This is a genomic window from Pseudorhizobium banfieldiae (assembly GCF_000967425.1).
Lineage (GTDB): Bacteria > Pseudomonadota > Alphaproteobacteria > Rhizobiales > Rhizobiaceae > Neorhizobium > Neorhizobium banfieldiae.
In genome coordinates this window covers 2,558,171-2,573,969 of sequence record NZ_FO082820.1, presented here as the reverse complement: position 1 = coordinate 2,573,969, position 15,799 = coordinate 2,558,171, and the positions used below count along the sequence as shown (strand labels likewise).

The window sequence follows — 15,799 nt, the reverse complement described above, 5'->3', positions numbered from 1 at the left end:
AAAAAGGAGCGACTTAAGGGACGTCGAATCGGTTTGTTAACCATATGCATTTCAGGTGGGTTAACCGAGACCAGTTAGAGTTCAGCAACTCTGATACGTTGATCTAAGGAGAGACCGGCTATGAGCCGCACCGTTACCCCGGCGATGAGCCGCATGCAGACACTCGCTCGCAACCCGGCCGTCATTGCCCTGACGCTGGCACTCGCGCTTGCCGGCTGTGCCAACAAGAAGAACCTTCCGAACAATGCGGGGGATCTCGGCCTCGGTGGTGCCGCCGGTGCCGCAACGCCCGGCTCCAGCCAGGACTTCACCGTCAATGTCGGTGATCGGATCTTCTTCGATACTGACTCCACCTCCATCCGTGCCGATGCGCAGCAGACGCTTGACCGGCAGGCACAGTGGCTGCAGCGCTACCCGAACTACGCGATCACGGTCGAAGGCCATGCCGACGAACGCGGCACCCGCGAATACAACCTGGCGCTCGGCGCGCGCCGTGCCGCCGCCACGAAGGAATACCTTGCCTCCCGCGGCGTTCCTGCCAACCGGATGCGCACGATCTCCTACGGCAAGGAAAAGCCGGTCGCGGTCTGCGACGACATTTCCTGCTGGTCGCAGAATCGCCGGGCAGTAACCGTCCTCGGCGGCGCCGGAATGTAGTCGTCCGCGACGACAAACGATTTCGTGAAGGCGGTCCAGGTGGCCGCCTTTTCACTTTTTCATAGTTTGGCCGAACTTCGCTCCAATTAAGGTTGAGAGTTCAGTTGCATTTTGGCGCGGATTGACAAAATCTCCACTCGCGCCAAAGGGGCGCAGATCAAAGCAGGACGGACGATATGAAGAAACTTGTCTTGGCAGCAATGCTGGGGCTGATGGTGGCGGGCGGCCCTGCCGGGGCATTCTCATTGCCCGAACTTCTGCCGGGGGAAAGACAGGCCCCGCAGCAACCAGGCGGCTCTGAACAGCCGATGGTCCTTGCGCAGAGCGGCGATGCATCCATCCGCGTCCAGCAGCTGGAGGAACAGATCCGGCAGTTGAATGGTCGGATCGAGGAAATGAGCTTCCAGTTGCTGCAGATGCAGGAGCAGATGCGAAAGACGCAGGAAGACAATGAGTTCCGCTTCCAGGAGCTCGAGAAAAGCGAAAACGGAGCGGCCGGGAAACCGGCCGTCGCCGCTTCAGGCTCGCCGCAAGCGGTCCCCGAGTCGCCAGCTGACGACGTAGCGCGTATCATCGAGACCCCGCCGGCAACGGAACCTTCGCGGGCCGCTCCCGGCGAAACGGTGCTCGGCTCGATCGAGTTCGACCAGAGCGGCAACCCGAAGACGGTTACCCGCAACGAGACAGACAACTCCGCTGGCCTCCCCGGTGTCGACGCGGGACCCGGCCTGCCGCAGGCGCAGGATCCCCAGCAGACCGCGTCGCTCGGTAGCGAGAGCGATGTCTACCAGGTTGCCTACAATCACATTCTCTCCGGCGACTATGCACTGGCTGAACAGGAGTTCACGCAGTATCTCGCCAGTTTCCCGGAAGGCTCCCGCTCGGCAGATGCGAGCTTCTGGCTGGGTGAGGCGCAGTATTCGCAGGGCAAGTACAACGAGTCGGCGCAGACCTTCCTGAACGCCCACCAGACCTACGGCACATCAGCGAAGGCCCCCGAAATGCTGTTGAAGCTCGGCATGTCCCTTGCTGCCCTCGACAATAGCGAGACGGCCTGTGCCACCCTGCGGGAAGTGACGAAGCGCTATCCCAAGGCCCCTCGCGCCATCCTTTCCAAGGTTTCTTCCGAGCAGAAGCGTCTCGGTTGCTGATCGCGGCCGTGCAAACCGGCACCCAGCCACCCATTTCGCCTGATGAAGCCATCCGCAGCCTGCTGGCGCGACTGGCAAGGCCGGCCCGGCTCCTCGTCGCCGTGTCCGGCGGGAGCGATTCACTCGGTCTCCTGCTCTCCCTGGCCCGCCATCCACATGAAGGCATCACCCTCCTTGCGGTTACCGTCGACCACGGCCTGAGGGCGGCATCGGCGCAGGAGGCGGCTGAGGTGAGCCGCATCTGCCAGGGACTTGGCATCCCGCATGCGACGAAGAGGTGGCTCGGAGACAAGCCCGCAACCGGTGTTGCGGCCGCGGCCCGCGAGGCGCGCTACCGCCTGCTCTGCGAAGCGGCGGATGAGGTCCGCGCAACCGCCATCCTCACCGGCCACACGCTTGACGATCAGATCGAGACGGTGACGATGCGGGCGGGGCGGACGAGCGAACCCGATGCCCCCGGACTTGCCGGCATGGCTGAGGCCGTGCTTCTACATCGCCGCCACTGGCTGTTGCGGCCGTTCCTTCGGACGCGCCGGGAAGACATCCGTGTATTTCTGGACAGATTAGACCAGGACTGGATCGACGATCCTTCCAACGCCGACCGCCGTTCTGAGCGGGTCCGCACGCGGCTTGCACTGGCGGAGAAGCCAGCGGTCCTGCTCGACCAGATCGATGCCGTCTCCCGCCGACGTCAGGACATCGCCAACTCTGCGGCCGAATGGCTTCTAACCAACGCCACTGTCCAGCACTCGGTGCTGATGCGGGTACCCGTCGAGGGGCTTTCGGCGGACCCGGTCGTTCTGCGTTATGCCCTGTCCACGTCGATTGCCGTTCTCGGCGGACGCGAGCAGGGACCGGCGGGCCACACGCTCGACAAGCTCGTTGACGCATGCCGGCTCTACACGCCCTGGAAGATGACGGCAGGACGGGTGCTGATCGACCGCCGCAGGTCCGCGCTCTATCTTTGCCGCGAGAGCCGCAATCTTCCTTCGCTGACGCTGAATGCCGGCGAGATAGCTGTCTGGGACGGCCGATTCCGGATCGTTAATCGCGGTGCTGAGCCGCTGTCGCTGGTTCCGGCGAGAAACCCCGAAGGCGCCGCAGGACTGTTTGGGGAGGTCCCACCCTCGATCGCACTGCGGGCAGCGGGGGTGTTGCCTCCCGACCCTGCCGAAGGTTCCGTGGGTACGGCACTGGAAGCCTTTTTCTGCACGCCGCTGCTTGCCCCATTCGACCGCTTTTTGCCGCAGTTCGACCTTAGTGTCGCGAGCGCCTTCGCAAAGCTGATGGGCTGCGACGATTTTGCGCCCGTTCCCATCGAGGATTCGGTTCGGAAAAGATAACCAGTCCAGCCGCTTTGCCTTGGCAAGGGCTAGGTGCACCCCTATGTTAGCCGCAAGCACAGGCGGCTCTCAGGCCACCTCTCACTTCCGGGGAGTTCGATGAACCCAAACTTTCGCAATTTCGCCCTCTGGGCGATCATAGCGCTTCTGCTGATCGCGTTGTTCAGCATGTTCCAGACGGCGCCGTCACAGACGAGCTCTCGGGAGATCGCGTACTCGCAGTTCCTCAGTGATGTGGAGAGCGGTCGCGTTCGTGAGGTCGTGGTCACCGGCAATCGCGTCATGGGGACCTATGTCGAGAACGGCGCCGGCTTCCAGACCTATTCTCCGGTGATCGACGACTCGCTGATGGAGCGCCTCCAGTCGAAGAACGTCACCATCGTGGCGCGGCCGGAGAGCGACGGCTCCTCGGGTTTCCTGAGCTATCTCGGAACACTCCTGCCGATGCTGCTGATCCTCGGCGTCTGGCTGTTCTTCATGCGACAGATGCAGGGCGGTTCCCGCGGCGCCATGGGGTTCGGCAAGTCTAAGGCGAAGCTGCTGACGGAAGCGCATGGCCGCGTGACCTTTGACGACGTCGCTGGTGTCGACGAGGCCAAGCAGGACCTCGAAGAAATCGTCGAGTTCCTGCGTGACCCGCAGAAGTTCCAGCGTCTCGGCGGCCGCATTCCCCGGGGCGTTCTGCTGGTTGGTCCTCCCGGTACCGGCAAGACCTTGCTGGCCCGCTCCGTTGCCGGCGAGGCCAATGTGCCGTTCTTTACCATTTCCGGTTCGGATTTCGTGGAGATGTTCGTCGGCGTTGGCGCGAGCCGTGTCCGTGACATGTTCGAGCAGGCCAAGAAGAACGCGCCCTGCATCATCTTCATCGACGAAATCGACGCCGTTGGCCGCCATCGTGGCGCCGGTCTCGGCGGCGGCAATGATGAGCGCGAGCAGACCTTGAACCAGCTGCTGGTCGAGATGGACGGCTTCGAGGCGAACGAGGGTATCATCCTTATCGCTGCCACCAACCGTCCGGACGTCCTTGATCCCGCCCTGCTGCGTCCCGGCCGTTTCGACCGCCAAGTCGTGGTGCCGAACCCGGACATCGTCGGGCGCGAGCGTATTCTCAAGGTTCACGTCCGTAACGTGCCGCTGGCGCCAAATGTCGACCTCAAGGTGCTTGCCCGCGGTACGCCCGGTTTCTCCGGTGCCGACCTGATGAACCTCGTCAACGAAGCAGCCCTGATGGCGGCGCGTCGCAACAAGCGGCTCGTCACCATGCAGGAATTCGAGGACGCCAAGGACAAGATCATGATGGGCGCGGAGCGCCGTTCCTCGGCCATGACCGAGGCGGAGAAGAAGCTCACCGCCTATCATGAAGCAGGTCACGCCATCACCGCGCTCCGGGTGCCCGTCGCGGATCCCCTGCACAAGGCGACGATCATTCCGCGGGGCCGGGCTCTCGGCATGGTCATGCAGTTGCCGGAAGGCGACCGTTATTCCATGAGCTACAAGTGGATGGTCTCACGTCTGGTCATCATGATGGGCGGACGCGTTGCCGAGGAACTCACCTTCGGCAAGGAGAACATCACTTCCGGCGCGTCCTCCGACATCGAGCAGGCCACTAAGCTTGCACGGGCGATGGTCACACAGTGGGGATTCTCCGACGTGCTCGGCCAGGTCGCCTATGGTGAGAACCAGCAGGAGGTCTTCCTCGGCCACTCCGTGTCACAGTCGAAGAATGTCTCCGAGGCAACGGCACAGAAGATCGATGTCGAGGTTCGACGCCTGATCGACGAGGCCTATAACGAGGCCCGTCGAATCCTCACGGACCATCATGACGAGTTCGTCGCGATCGCCGAGGGGCTGCTCGAATACGAGACCCTCTCGGGCGACGAGATCAAGGCGTTGATCAAGGGGCAGAAGCCCAGCCGCGATCTCGGCGACGACGCTCCGCCGGCTCGCGGGTCCGCTGTCCCGACTGCCGGGACCAAGAAGGACGAACCCAAGGGCGGCGAAGCCGAAGGCGGAATGGAGCCGCAGCCCCACTAGCTATCGGGTCATCAAAATTAACTCTGGAAAGAGCCGTCCCTTTGGGCGGCTCTTTTCTGTTGGTAACGGGATGTAATGGTCTTTGACGCTATTTTACGTGTCAGGACCTGTGAAATATGGCATGACCGCAGCCCCTGAGGGACGGATGAGCCCCGTTTGGCCGCGGCAGATGCCGCGAAGCGCGCCATGGAGGCGCGGCACGAAGGAGCATGCATGACACGCCGCTATTTTGGCACCGATGGAATTCGAGGGCATTCCAACGCATTTCCGATGACCCCGGACCTGGCGATGCGCGTCGGGATCGCCGTCGGGAAGATCTTCCGCAATGGCAGCCATCGTCACCGTGTGGTGATCGGCAAGGACACCAGGCTTTCGGGCTACATGCTCGAGAACGCCATGGTCGCAGGCTTTACCGCCGCTGGTCTTGACGCCTTCATCCTCGGGCCGATCCCGACACCTGCAGTGGCGATGTTGACTCGATCGCTGCGCGCCGATGTCGGCGTGATGATCTCTGCCTCGCACAATCCTTACCAGGACAACGGCATCAAGCTCTTCGGTCCGGACGGCTACAAGCTTTCGGACGAGCTCGAGATGCAGATCGAGGATCTGATCGAGCAGGACCTTGCCGGGCAGTTGGCAAAGGCCGGCGACATCGGCCGCGCGAAGCGCGTCGACGGGGTCCACGACCGTTACGTCGAGCATGCGAAGCGGACTCTGCCGCGCGATGCCACGCTGCAGGGTCTCCGGGTCGCCATAGACTGTGCGAACGGCGCTGCCTACAAGGTGGCGCCCGCCGTCCTCTGGGAACTCGGCGCCGACGTGGTGACGATGGGCGACGAGCCGGATGGCCAGAACATCAATCTCGACTGCGGCTCCACCAGCCCCGGTGCACTGCAGAAGAAGGTTCACGAGGTTCGCGCCGACATCGGCATCGCACTCGACGGTGACGCCGACCGCGTGATTATTGTCGACGAACTGGGCGAGGTGGTCGACGGGGACCAGCTGATGGCAGTCATCGCCGAAAGCTGGCTGGCCGAGGATCGTCTCCAGGGCGGCGGGATCGTCGCGACCGTCATGTCGAACCTCGGGCTGGAGCGCTACCTCACCTCCAAGGGGCTCGGGCTGGCGCGGACGAAGGTTGGCGACCGCTATGTCGTCGAGCACATGCGTGCGCACAACTTCAACCTCGGGGGCGAGCAGTCCGGACATATCGTGCTGTCCGATTTCGGCACAACGGGCGACGGATTGGTGGCCGCTCTGCAGATTCTCGCTCGTGTGAAGCGGACGGGGCTGCCGGTCAGCGAACTCTGCCGCCGCTTCGAGCCCGTGCCGCAGCTTCTGAAGAATGTCCGCTTTGGAGGCGGCAAGCCTCTGGAAGATATGATCGTCCAGCAGGCAATTGCGGATGCCGAAGCCGAGCTCGCAGGCAAGGGTCGGCTCGTGATCCGGCCATCGGGAACCGAACCGCTGATCCGCGTCATGGCGGAAGGCGACGATCGCAGCCAGATCGAACGGATCGTCAATGAACTGGTCGGCATCATTGCCAATGTACGGGCGGCGGCTGCCTGAGTTAGCCGTTGTCCCCTCCAAGGAAAGGCCGGCCACAGCGCCGGCTTTTCTATTTGCTTCTTGGTAAAGCGGTATAGTTAAGCGGGTCTTTACCTTTCCTCTTCATTATCCATCGCGGATCAACCCGTTGGTTATGGCGTCGCCGGCCAATGACGATGCGAGCTTGGAGATGAAGCCATGAAATGGAGCCTGCCCGGCGCGGCTGCGCTGTTGCTGACGGCGAGTTTTGCCCACTCCGCCGACCTTTACCAACCCGCCGAACCAATGCCGTTCATGGACGCGCCTGAGATCACCGTTCAGGAAGCCAGCGGCTGGTATCTCCGGGGAGATGTCGGCTATTCGTTCAACAAGATACGCGGTGCCAAATACTATCAGGGCTCGAACGAGCTCCTCAACGACTTCGACACCGCATCTCTGAAGGACAGCTTCCTGATCGGCGGTGGCGTCGGCTACCAGATCAACAGCTATCTGCGTACGGACGTGACCTTCGACTACCTCACCTCGGCAGATTTCCGCGGCAGCACGAGCGGGGTTTGCGGTGACGGGGCAGGCAATCCCTTCGTCGCCTGCTCGTCCACCGACAAATCCTACATGCAAGCCTACTCGCTGATGGCGAATGCCTATGTCGATCTCGGCACCTACGGCTATGTCACGCCTTATGTAGGCGCCGGCATCGGCGGCACCTATGTCAAATGGGGCAAGTTGAAGAATCGGATCTGCGACGATCCCTATCAGCCCGGGTGCTACGGCGGCGATCACGACGGCGAGAAGAGCTGGCGCTTCACCTACGCGCTGATGGCTGGTGCCACCGTCGATATCACCTGTGCCCTCAAGGCGGACGTCGGTTACCGTTTCCGTCACATCGCCGGCGGCGACATGTTCGGCTACCTCGACAGAGGCGGTCCCGGATACGACAAGGGCTTCTACAGCCATGAGGCCCGTGTGGGCGCCCGCTACGTCTTCGGCGGCTGCGACACCCCGGTCGCATATGAACCGGCGCCGGAGCCGATCGTCTACAAGTAAGGCAAACATCTGTCCGAATGCAAAAGGCCGCACGGGATTCCCGCGCGGCCTTTTGCATATCCGCAGGCACCACCGGAATCACAGCCCGCGACATTTCTCCCTTGACTACGACTCGATCGAGGAATACCCACGGCGGCGGGACACCTCTCCCCAACGAGAGGCTTTCTATCTGGAAGGATAGCCATATGGCGGATCTCGCACAAAAACCGGACGTACGTCCGAACAACACCCATTTTTCCTCTGGTCCTTGCTCGAAGCGTCCTGGCTGGTCGCTCGAAGCCCTCTCCGATGCTCCGCTCGGTCGTTCGCACCGCGCCAAGATCGGCAAGGCAAAGCTGAAACAGGCCATTGATCTCACTCGTGAAATCCTCAACGTGCCGGCGGACTACCGCATCGGCATCGTCCCGGCCTCCGATACCGGCGCCGTGGAAATGGCGCTCTGGTCGCTGCTCGGCGAGCGCGGCGTCGACATGTTGTCCTGGGAAAGCTTCGGTGCTGGCTGGGTGACTGACGTTGTCAAGCAGCTAAAGCTCAAGGATGTGCGCAAGTTCGAGGCCGACTACGGTCTGCTGCCGAACCTCGCCGAGGTCGACTTCGACCGCGACGTCGTCTTTACCTGGAACGGCACCACCTCAGGCGTTCGTGTTCCGAATGCCGACTTCATTCCGGCGGACCGGAAGGGCCTGACCATTTGCGACGCCACGTCCGCGGCCTTCGCGCAGGACATGGACTTCTCCAAGCTCGACGTCGTCACCTTCTCCTGGCAGAAGGTGCTGGGCGGGGAGGGCGGCCACGGCATGCTAATCCTGTCGCCGCGCGCCGTCGAGCGGCTTGAAAGCTACGTTCCGGCCTGGCCGCTGCCGAAGATCTTCCGCATGACCAAGGGCGGCAAGCTGATCGAGGGCATTTTCGTTGGCGAGACGATCAATACGCCGTCGATGCTCTGCGTCGAGGATTATCTCGATGCCCTCAACTGGGCGAAGTCCCTTGGCGGGCTGAAGGCGCTCATCGCCCGTGCCGATGCCAATGCAAAAATGATCTTCGACTTCGTGGCCAAGAACGACTGGATCGCCAATCTCGCCGTCAAGGACGAGACCCGTTCCAACACATCGGTGTGCCTCAAGATCGTCGATCCCGAGATCACGGCACTCGATGCCGATGCACAGGCGGCTTTCGCCAAGGGCATCGTCTCGCTGCTGGAGAAAGAGGGCGTGGCCGTCGATATCGGCGCCTATCGCGACGCGCCATCCGGTCTTCGTATCTGGGCCGGCGCCACGATCGAGACGGCGGATATGGAAGTTCTGATGCCGTGGCTCACATGGGCTTACCAGACCCAGAAGGCGGCGCTGAACAAGTCCGCAGCCTGACCTGACGTGCTTCCGATCCCGTACAAGCGGGATCGGCTCATCCCGATCCAGAGACTGAACCTCTTTCAAGGAGCCCAACAATGGCACCTCGCGTTCTCGTATCCGACGAACTTTCGGAAACCGCCGTCCAGATCTTCCGCGACCGCGGCGTCGAAGTCGATTTCCAGCCGAAGCTCGGCAAGGACAAGGAAAAGCTCGCCGAAATCATCGGCAACTACGACGGCCTCGCCATCCGCTCTGCAACCAAGGCAACGGAGAAGCTGATCGCCGCCGCCAGCAACCTCAAGGTGATCGGCCGCGCAGGCATCGGCGTCGACAACGTCGACATTCCGGCGGCTTCCAAGCGCGGCATCATCGTGATGAATACGCCGTTCGGCAACTCGATCACCACGGCCGAGCACGCCATTGCGCTGATGTTCGCCGTTGCCCGGCAGATTCCGGCCGCCGATGCTTCCACCCAGGCCGGCAAGTGGGAGAAGTCGAAGTTCATGGGCGTCGAGATTACCGGCAAGACGCTCGGCGTCATCGGTGCCGGCAATATCGGCGGAATCGTCTGCAGGAAGGCGATCGGCCTCGGCATGCATGTCATTGCCTATGATCCATTCCTCTCCGCCGAGCGCGCGGAGGAAATGGGCGTGACGAAGGTCGAGCTCGACGAACTGCTCGCCAAGGCAGACTTCATCACCTTGCACGTGCCGATGACCGACAAGACGCGCGGCATCCTGTCGAAGGAAGCGCTTGCCAAGACGAAGCCCGGCGTGCGCATCATCAACTGCGCCCGCGGCGGGCTCGTCGATGAGGCGGCACTCGCCGAAGCCATCAAGTCGGGCCACGTCGCCGGTGCCGGCTTCGACGTCTTCGAGGTAGAACCCGCCACGGAAAGCCCGCTCTTCGGCCTGCCCAACGTCGTCTGCACGCCGCACCTAGGCGCGTCCACGACGGAAGCCCAGGAGAACGTCGCCCTGCAGGTTGCCGAGCAGATGTCGGACTATCTCGTCAAGGGTGCCGTTTCGAACGCCATCAACATGCCGTCGATCACTGCGGAAGAAGCGCCGATCCTTAAGCCCTTCATCCGACTCGCCGACGTGCTGGGCGCCTTCGTCGGCCAGGTAACGGAAAGCGCGATCAAGGAAATCGAGATCCTCTACGATGGCTCGACGGCCGAGATGAACACCAAGGCGCTCACCAGCGCGCTGCTGGCCGGCCTCATCCGTAACCAGGTGTCGGACGTCAACATGGTCTCGGCTCCGATCATGGTGAAAGAAAAGGGGATCGTGCTGTCGGAGGTCAAGCGCGACAAGACCGGCGTCTATGACGGCTACATCAAGCTGACGGTGACGACGGAGAACCAGACGCGCTCGATCGCAGGCACCGTGTTCTCCGACGGCAAGCCGCGCTTCATCCAGATCAAGGGCATCAACATGGATGCGGATGTCGGCGCGAACATGATCTACATCTCCAATACCGACGTGCCCGGCATGATCGGCTTCATGGGCACGACGCTCGGGGAAGGCGGCGTCAACATCGCGAACTTCCAGCTCGGCCGCGACAAGCAGGGCGGCGACGCCATCGCGCTTCTCTACGTTGACGAGCCGGTGAAGCAGGAGGTGCTCGACAAGCTGACCGCCAATCCGGCGATCCGCCAGGCCAAGTCCCTGGTATTCAACGTCGACTGATCGTCCTCCCAAGGACCAGTGCGGAAGCCCGGGCGGAGAAATCCGTTCTGGGCTTTTCCGTTAGCCGCCTTTCTGAAGGTCGGTGATCAGCCCCTTCATCTCGTTGATCTCTCGGCGTTGGGCGTCGATGATCTCGTCTGCGAGCTTCCGGGCTCGCGGATCGGTGATGGTCGCCCGTTCGCTCGTGAGGATGGCAATCGAATGGTGCGGGATCATCGCCTTCATCCAGGCCACGTCTCCTACGGTTTCCTGGCTGCGGACCAGATAGAGCGAGCCAGCAAACAGGATGGCCGCGCCGGCGTATATCGCGAGGTTCGCAGCCATGTTGGTATACATGTTCAACATGAAGGTGAGCATGACAACGGCCATGACGGATCCCATGATCAGCGCCATGAACAGCCGCGTCTCGCTGAAGAAGACATGATCGAAGCTGAAGACGTTCAGGTACATCAGCCCGAACATGATCGCGGTGGAGACGGCCACCATCGTCAGGACGCGGATATAGGACATGGCGGGGCTCCTTTCCTTGCTACACTTTGAACGGTGGCAAGGACGTGCTGTTTCCCGCCCGGCTGGGGAAGCCCGCAGCGTGGATGTAAGGGCAGAGGACTTATATTCCGGAGGCGGGGTCGCTATATGCTGGACAATGTCCGCACGTTGCGGATCGAGAGGAGACAAGAATGCTTTCATCCATCCGCCGCTTCAGGCACGTCTTCGCGATCGCGGCGATCGCCATGGCGGTTTCACTGGTTGCCGTCGACTTCGCAGAGGCCCGACGTGGCGGCGGCTTTGGCAGCCGTGGAACCCGCACGTTCAGCGCGCCTCCCGTGACCCGGACTGCGCCCAACCAGGCCGCACCGGTGGATCGGACCATGGCGCCGCGTCCGCAGCAGAATGCGACGACGCCGAACGCCGCGCGCCCGCAGAACGCGCCGCAGAATCGCGGACTGTTCGGTGGTCTTGCCGGCGGCCTTCTCGGTGGCCTTTTCCTCGGTGGCCTGTTCGGCATGTTGATGGGCTCCGGCTTCGGCGGCGCGGCCGGCTTCCTCGGGATGCTGCTGCAGATCGCGCTGATCGGCGGTCTGGTGATGCTCGCCATGCGGTTCTTCGCGCGGCGCCAGCAGCCTGCCGGTGGTCCCTCCAGTGCCGGCCACGGTCATGCCTACCAGTCCCCACAGGGCGAGGGTCGCGGCTTTCAGATTCCAAAGATCGGCGGTCTTGCGGGCGGAGTAGGTGCGTCTGCGTCTCAAGCCGTTCGCCAGGCATCCGACGCTACTGACGAGATCGGTATCACCAATCGCGACCTCGACCAGTTCGAGAAGCTGCTGAAGCAGGTCCAGGCGGCCTATGCGGCTGAAGACTATGCGGCCCTTCGCGCCATCACCACGCCCGAGGCCATGTCTTACCTGGCCGAGGAGCTTGGCGAGAATGCCACCAGCGGCCTCAAGAACGACGTACGCGACGTGACGCTGCTGCAGGGGGACCTCTCGGAAGCCTGGCGTGAGAACGGTCAGGAGTATGCGACTGTCGCCATGCGCTATTCAAGCATCGACGTCATGCGCGACCGGAACACCGGAACTGTCGTTCAGGGTGATCCGGATAATGCCACAGAGACGGTCGAGATCTGGACCTTCGTGCGGAAGCCTGCCCAGGACTGGCAGCTTTCGGCGATCCAGAACGCTGTCTGAAATCAGAGGCGGGCGAGGGTGAGAGGATCCTCCTCGCCATCGTAGAAAGAATGGAGGGCTCGCTCGAATGGCGAGCCCTTTTCACTGACGGCGGCAAAGAGCGTCATTGAACTCCTGAACTTCATGTCGTCGGGGGAGCCGAGGATCTCGTTTGCACTTCGGTCTGGATGATCCAGCATCAGCCGCGTGCATTCGAGCAGCCGCGGACCGAGCACGGGGTGCTCCAGATATGCCTCGGCTTCTGAACGCGAGGCGATGGCATACCGCTGCGCCATGGCAGACGAGCCCAGCCCCTGCACCTGCGGGAAGACGAACCAAATCCAGTGCGACCGCTTGCGGCCATTCCTGAGTTCGGTCGTCACCTGCCCGTAGACGCTGCTTTGCGCGTCGATGAAGCGTTGCAGGTTGAATGGATCGTTCACCGCCTTCTCCTCGTTTCTCTGGCTGCCGCGAGTGTGCCGCATATGTGAAATTGTGGCGACCGGTCTTTTCTCCGCTGCATTGCACTCTAACCTAGGGAAGCATGGAAGCACGTCTGGAACAGTATATCCACGCCATCATCCGCTGGCTGCCGGATCCTATTCTCAGCATCCTGATCCTCACCGCGAGCTTCGGGGCAGGATGGCTCCTGCACAACATCATTTCCCGGATCCTCACACGGCTCACGGAGAAACGCGACCTTTTCTGGCGCTCTCTGGTGCAGCGGACGAAGCGTCCCCTGCGGCTCGCGATCCTCACCTGGACGCTCTCGCTTGGCGTGGTGGTTGCACCTCTCAGCAATGAAGGGGAAAGCACCCTCCGCCATATCCTCCTTCTCTGCTTCATCGTCGTCGTCGGCTGGATGGCGCGGACGACACTGCACATCTGGACCACGGTCTATCTTCGTCGGTTCAAGCTTGACGCGGAAGACAACCTGCTTGCGCGCAAGCATGTGACGCAGTCGCGCATACTGGAGCGGGTTGCGGCAACGCTGATCATCGCGCTCACCCTGTCGGCTGTGATCATGACCTTCCCCGCGGCCCGCCAATATGGCGTCAGCCTGCTCGCTTCCGCAGGTGTTGCCGGTATCGTCCTTGGTCTTGCCCTCCAGCCCGTCCTGAAGAACCTGTTCGCCGGCATCCAGCTCGCCATCACCCAGCCGATCCGCATCGACGATGCGCTGCTGGTGGAGGGTGAGTGGGGCAAGGTCGAGGAGATCACCTCCACCTACGTCGTGGTTCGCCTGTGGGACTGGCGCCGGCTGATCCTGCCGCTCGGCTACTTCATCGAAAAGCCGTTCCAGAACTGGACCCGCGAGGGAGCCGCGCTCATCGGCACCGTGATGATCTATCTCGACTACAGCGTCGCGGTGGAGGAGATCCGGCGAAAGGTCGAGGAGATTGCGAGAGGTTCCAAGCTGTGGGACGGGCAGGTTGTGAATATCGCCGTTACCGACTTCCGCGAGAACGTGATGGAGGTGCGCATCCTCGTGTCGGCCGCCGATGCGGGCAGGGCCTTCGACCTGCGCTGCGAGGTGCGCGAGAAGCTGATCGATTTCATCCAGCGCAATTACCCGTCGGGGCTGCCGAAGGTGCGGGCGGAGGGAGTGGCCGGTTCCGGCGCCGATGCCGCCGTGGTGGATGGGGCAGGGGCCCGGTCGCTGCAATCCTGATCAAGCCGTGCGATCTTGCGTGGAGGGGCATTCCTTTCTATATCCGGGCGATCCGGGCCGCGACGGACGATCCCTCCGAGCCTGTTCTGCTGCTTGCTGCGATTACCGCAGGCGAGCGACCGAGTGAGAGAGTTCCGTGAATACGCTGGATTTCAACAAGAGGCCGGAAGATACGCGCGTCGTGGTCGCCATGTCCGGCGGCGTCGATTCCTCGGTGGTCGCCGGTCTTCTGAAGCGACAGGGCTATGACGTGCTCGGCATTACGTTGCAGCTCTATGATCATGGTGCTGCCGTCCACCGCGCCGGCTCCTGCTGTGCCGGCCAGGACATCGACGATGCGCGGCGTGTCTCCGAGACGCTCGGCATTCCCCACTACGTGCTCGACTACGAGAAGCGCTTCCGTGACGCGGTGATCAATCCCTTCGCCGAAGCCTATGCCATGGGCGAAACGCCGATCCCCTGCGTCGCCTGCAACCAGACGGTCAAGTTCGCGGATCTGCTGGCGACGGCGAGGGAGCTCGGGGCGGACGCACTCGCCACCGGTCACTATATCCGCTCCAAGCCAAATCCGTCGCAGAGCAACCCGAAGCGCCGCGCCCTCTACCGGCCGATCGACGCCGATCGCGACCAGAGCTGGTTCCTGTTCGCCACGACCCAGGAGCAGATCGATTACCTGCGCTTCCCGCTCGGCGGCATGTCGAAGGCGGAGGTGAGGGCGCTTGCCGAGGAGATGGGCCTCGTCGTTGCCCAGAAGGCGGACAGCCAGGACATCTGCTTCGTGCCGCAGGGCCGCTACACGGACGTCATCAACAAGGTGCGGCCGAACGCAGCGCTGGGTGGCGACATCGTCCACATGGACGGGCGGGTGCTCGGGCAGCATGAAGGCATACTCCACTACACGATCGGCCAGCGGCGCGGCATTGGCGTGGCGACGGGCGAGCCGCTCTACGTGGTCTATCTCGATGCCCGCGGCCGCCGCGTCATCGTTGGCCCGAAGGAAGCGCTGGATACGCGCCGCGTCTACCTGCGCGACGTCAACTGGCTGGGCGATGGCACGCTGGTGGAAGATGCTGCCAACGGCTTTTCCTGCTTCGCCAAGGTGCGCTCCAGCCGTCCGCCCACCCCTGTCGTGCTCCACAGTGACGAAAGCGGCATCTATGTCGATCTCCTCGAAGGGGAGGCTGGCGTCGCGCCGGGACAGGCCTGTGTTCTCTATTCCGCGCAAGGCGCAGATGCGCGCGTCTGGGGCGGTGGCTTCATCGAGCGCTCGGAACGTGCGCCGGATGCCGAGGCTTCGCTCAAGGCGCTGCTTGCAGAGCCCGTAGCTGCCTGAGGCCACGGATCGCTCCTCGTGGCAAAAACGCGAAAGACCGTGCTTGACACTTCCATCGCACCGGTCTTATAAGCCGCACATCCGAACGGAGCCGCCTTTTCAGCACGCTGAAAACCAAGGGCCGGTCATCGTGTGGCGGGGTAGCTCAGGTGGTTAGAGCAGCGGAATCATAATCCGCGTGTCGGGGGTTCAAGTCCCTCTCCCGCTACCACTTTTCTCCAAAATATCAGCAGTCACTGCATCTCTGTCAGCTGCCGCGAAGGCGCCGTCGTGCCCTGTCCGCAATCGCTTGGACCCTTACCCGGTG

The 15,799-nt window shown here is 62.6% G+C and carries 13 protein-coding genes and 1 tRNA gene; 12 read left to right on the top strand and 2 right to left on the bottom strand.

The features are described from left to right. Positions 1–120: 120 nt before the first annotated feature. The 8 genes from pal to serA all read left to right on the top strand — a co-directional run bounded on the left by pal (position 121) and on the right by serA (position 10,820). A complete protein-coding gene (pal, locus tag NT26_RS12705; protein ID WP_052639200.1) occupies positions 121–657 on the top strand; it encodes a peptidoglycan-associated lipoprotein Pal in 537 nt (178 codons plus the stop codon). A gap of 176 nt (positions 658–833) precedes the next feature. Beyond that, on the top strand, positions 834–1,808 hold the full coding sequence (ybgF, locus tag NT26_RS12700; RefSeq protein ID WP_052639163.1) for a tol-pal system protein YbgF: 975 nt from the start codon (positions 834–836) through the stop codon (positions 1,806–1,808). Next, entirely contained in the window at positions 1,802–3,151 is a 1,350-nt protein-coding gene (gene tilS / locus NT26_RS12695) for a tRNA lysidine(34) synthetase TilS (RefSeq protein ID WP_052639162.1), read from the top strand. The genes ybgF and tilS overlap by 7 nt, the downstream gene beginning before the upstream one ends. A 99-nt stretch (positions 3,152–3,250) precedes the next feature. After that, positions 3,251–5,185 (top strand): ATP-dependent zinc metalloprotease FtsH, encoded by a 1,935-nt coding sequence (gene ftsH, locus NT26_RS12690; protein WP_052639161.1) that lies wholly within the window; start codon positions 3,251–3,253, stop codon positions 5,183–5,185. 213 nt (positions 5,186–5,398) lie between these two features. Beyond that, positions 5,399–6,754 (top strand): phosphoglucosamine mutase, encoded by a 1,356-nt coding sequence (glmM, locus tag NT26_RS12685; protein WP_052642155.1) that lies wholly within the window; start codon positions 5,399–5,401, stop codon positions 6,752–6,754. A 177-nt stretch (positions 6,755–6,931) separates the two neighbouring features. Beyond that, positions 6,932–7,777 (top strand): outer membrane protein, encoded by an 846-nt coding sequence (locus NT26_RS12680; protein ID WP_052639160.1) that lies wholly within the window; start codon positions 6,932–6,934, stop codon positions 7,775–7,777. 185 nt (positions 7,778–7,962) lie between these two features. Beyond that, positions 7,963–9,144, top strand: coding sequence for a phosphoserine transaminase (locus NT26_RS12675; RefSeq protein WP_052639159.1), 1,182 nt, complete (start codon positions 7,963–7,965; stop codon positions 9,142–9,144). A gap of 80 nt (positions 9,145–9,224) precedes the next feature. Then, the gene (gene serA / locus NT26_RS12670) at positions 9,225–10,820 is read left to right on the top strand and encodes a phosphoglycerate dehydrogenase (RefSeq protein WP_052639158.1); all 1,596 of its coding nucleotides are present in this window, start codon (positions 9,225–9,227) and stop codon (positions 10,818–10,820) included. A gap of 60 nt (positions 10,821–10,880) precedes the next feature. On the opposite strand, the gene NT26_RS12665 is transcribed toward serA, so the two are convergent. Next, a complete protein-coding gene (locus tag NT26_RS12665) occupies positions 10,881–11,330 on the bottom strand; it encodes a DUF305 domain-containing protein (protein ID WP_052639157.1) in 450 nt (149 codons plus the stop codon). Positions 11,331–11,500: 170 nt separating this feature from the next. Between NT26_RS12665 and NT26_RS12660 the strand changes: the two genes are divergently transcribed. Next, positions 11,501–12,508, top strand: coding sequence for a TIM44-like domain-containing protein (locus NT26_RS12660; protein WP_052639156.1), 1,008 nt, complete (start codon positions 11,501–11,503; stop codon positions 12,506–12,508). Between the two features lie 2 nt (positions 12,509–12,510). Here NT26_RS12660 and NT26_RS12655 read toward each other — a convergent pair whose 3' ends face one another. Then, positions 12,511–12,930 carry a DUF1810 domain-containing protein gene (locus NT26_RS12655; protein ID WP_052642153.1) on the bottom strand — a complete coding sequence of 140 codons (420 nt, stop codon included), beginning with the start codon at positions 12,928–12,930 and terminating at the stop codon, positions 12,511–12,513. A gap of 101 nt (positions 12,931–13,031) precedes the next feature. Between NT26_RS12655 and NT26_RS12650 the strand changes: the two genes are divergently transcribed. The 3 genes from NT26_RS12650 (at position 13,032) to NT26_RS12640 (ending at position 15,703) form a co-directional block, all read left to right on the top strand. After that, positions 13,032–14,159 carry a mechanosensitive ion channel family protein gene (locus tag NT26_RS12650; protein WP_052639155.1) on the top strand — a complete coding sequence of 376 codons (1,128 nt, stop codon included), beginning with the start codon at positions 13,032–13,034 and terminating at the stop codon, positions 14,157–14,159. A 136-nt stretch (positions 14,160–14,295) separates the two neighbouring features. After that, positions 14,296–15,492, top strand: a complete 1,197-nt coding sequence (gene mnmA, locus NT26_RS12645; RefSeq protein WP_052639154.1) for a tRNA 2-thiouridine(34) synthase MnmA — start codon at positions 14,296–14,298, stop codon at positions 15,490–15,492. A 134-nt stretch (positions 15,493–15,626) separates the two neighbouring features. After that, a tRNA-Met gene (locus NT26_RS12640) sits at positions 15,627–15,703 on the top strand. The last annotated feature ends 96 nt before the right edge of the window (positions 15,704–15,799 follow it).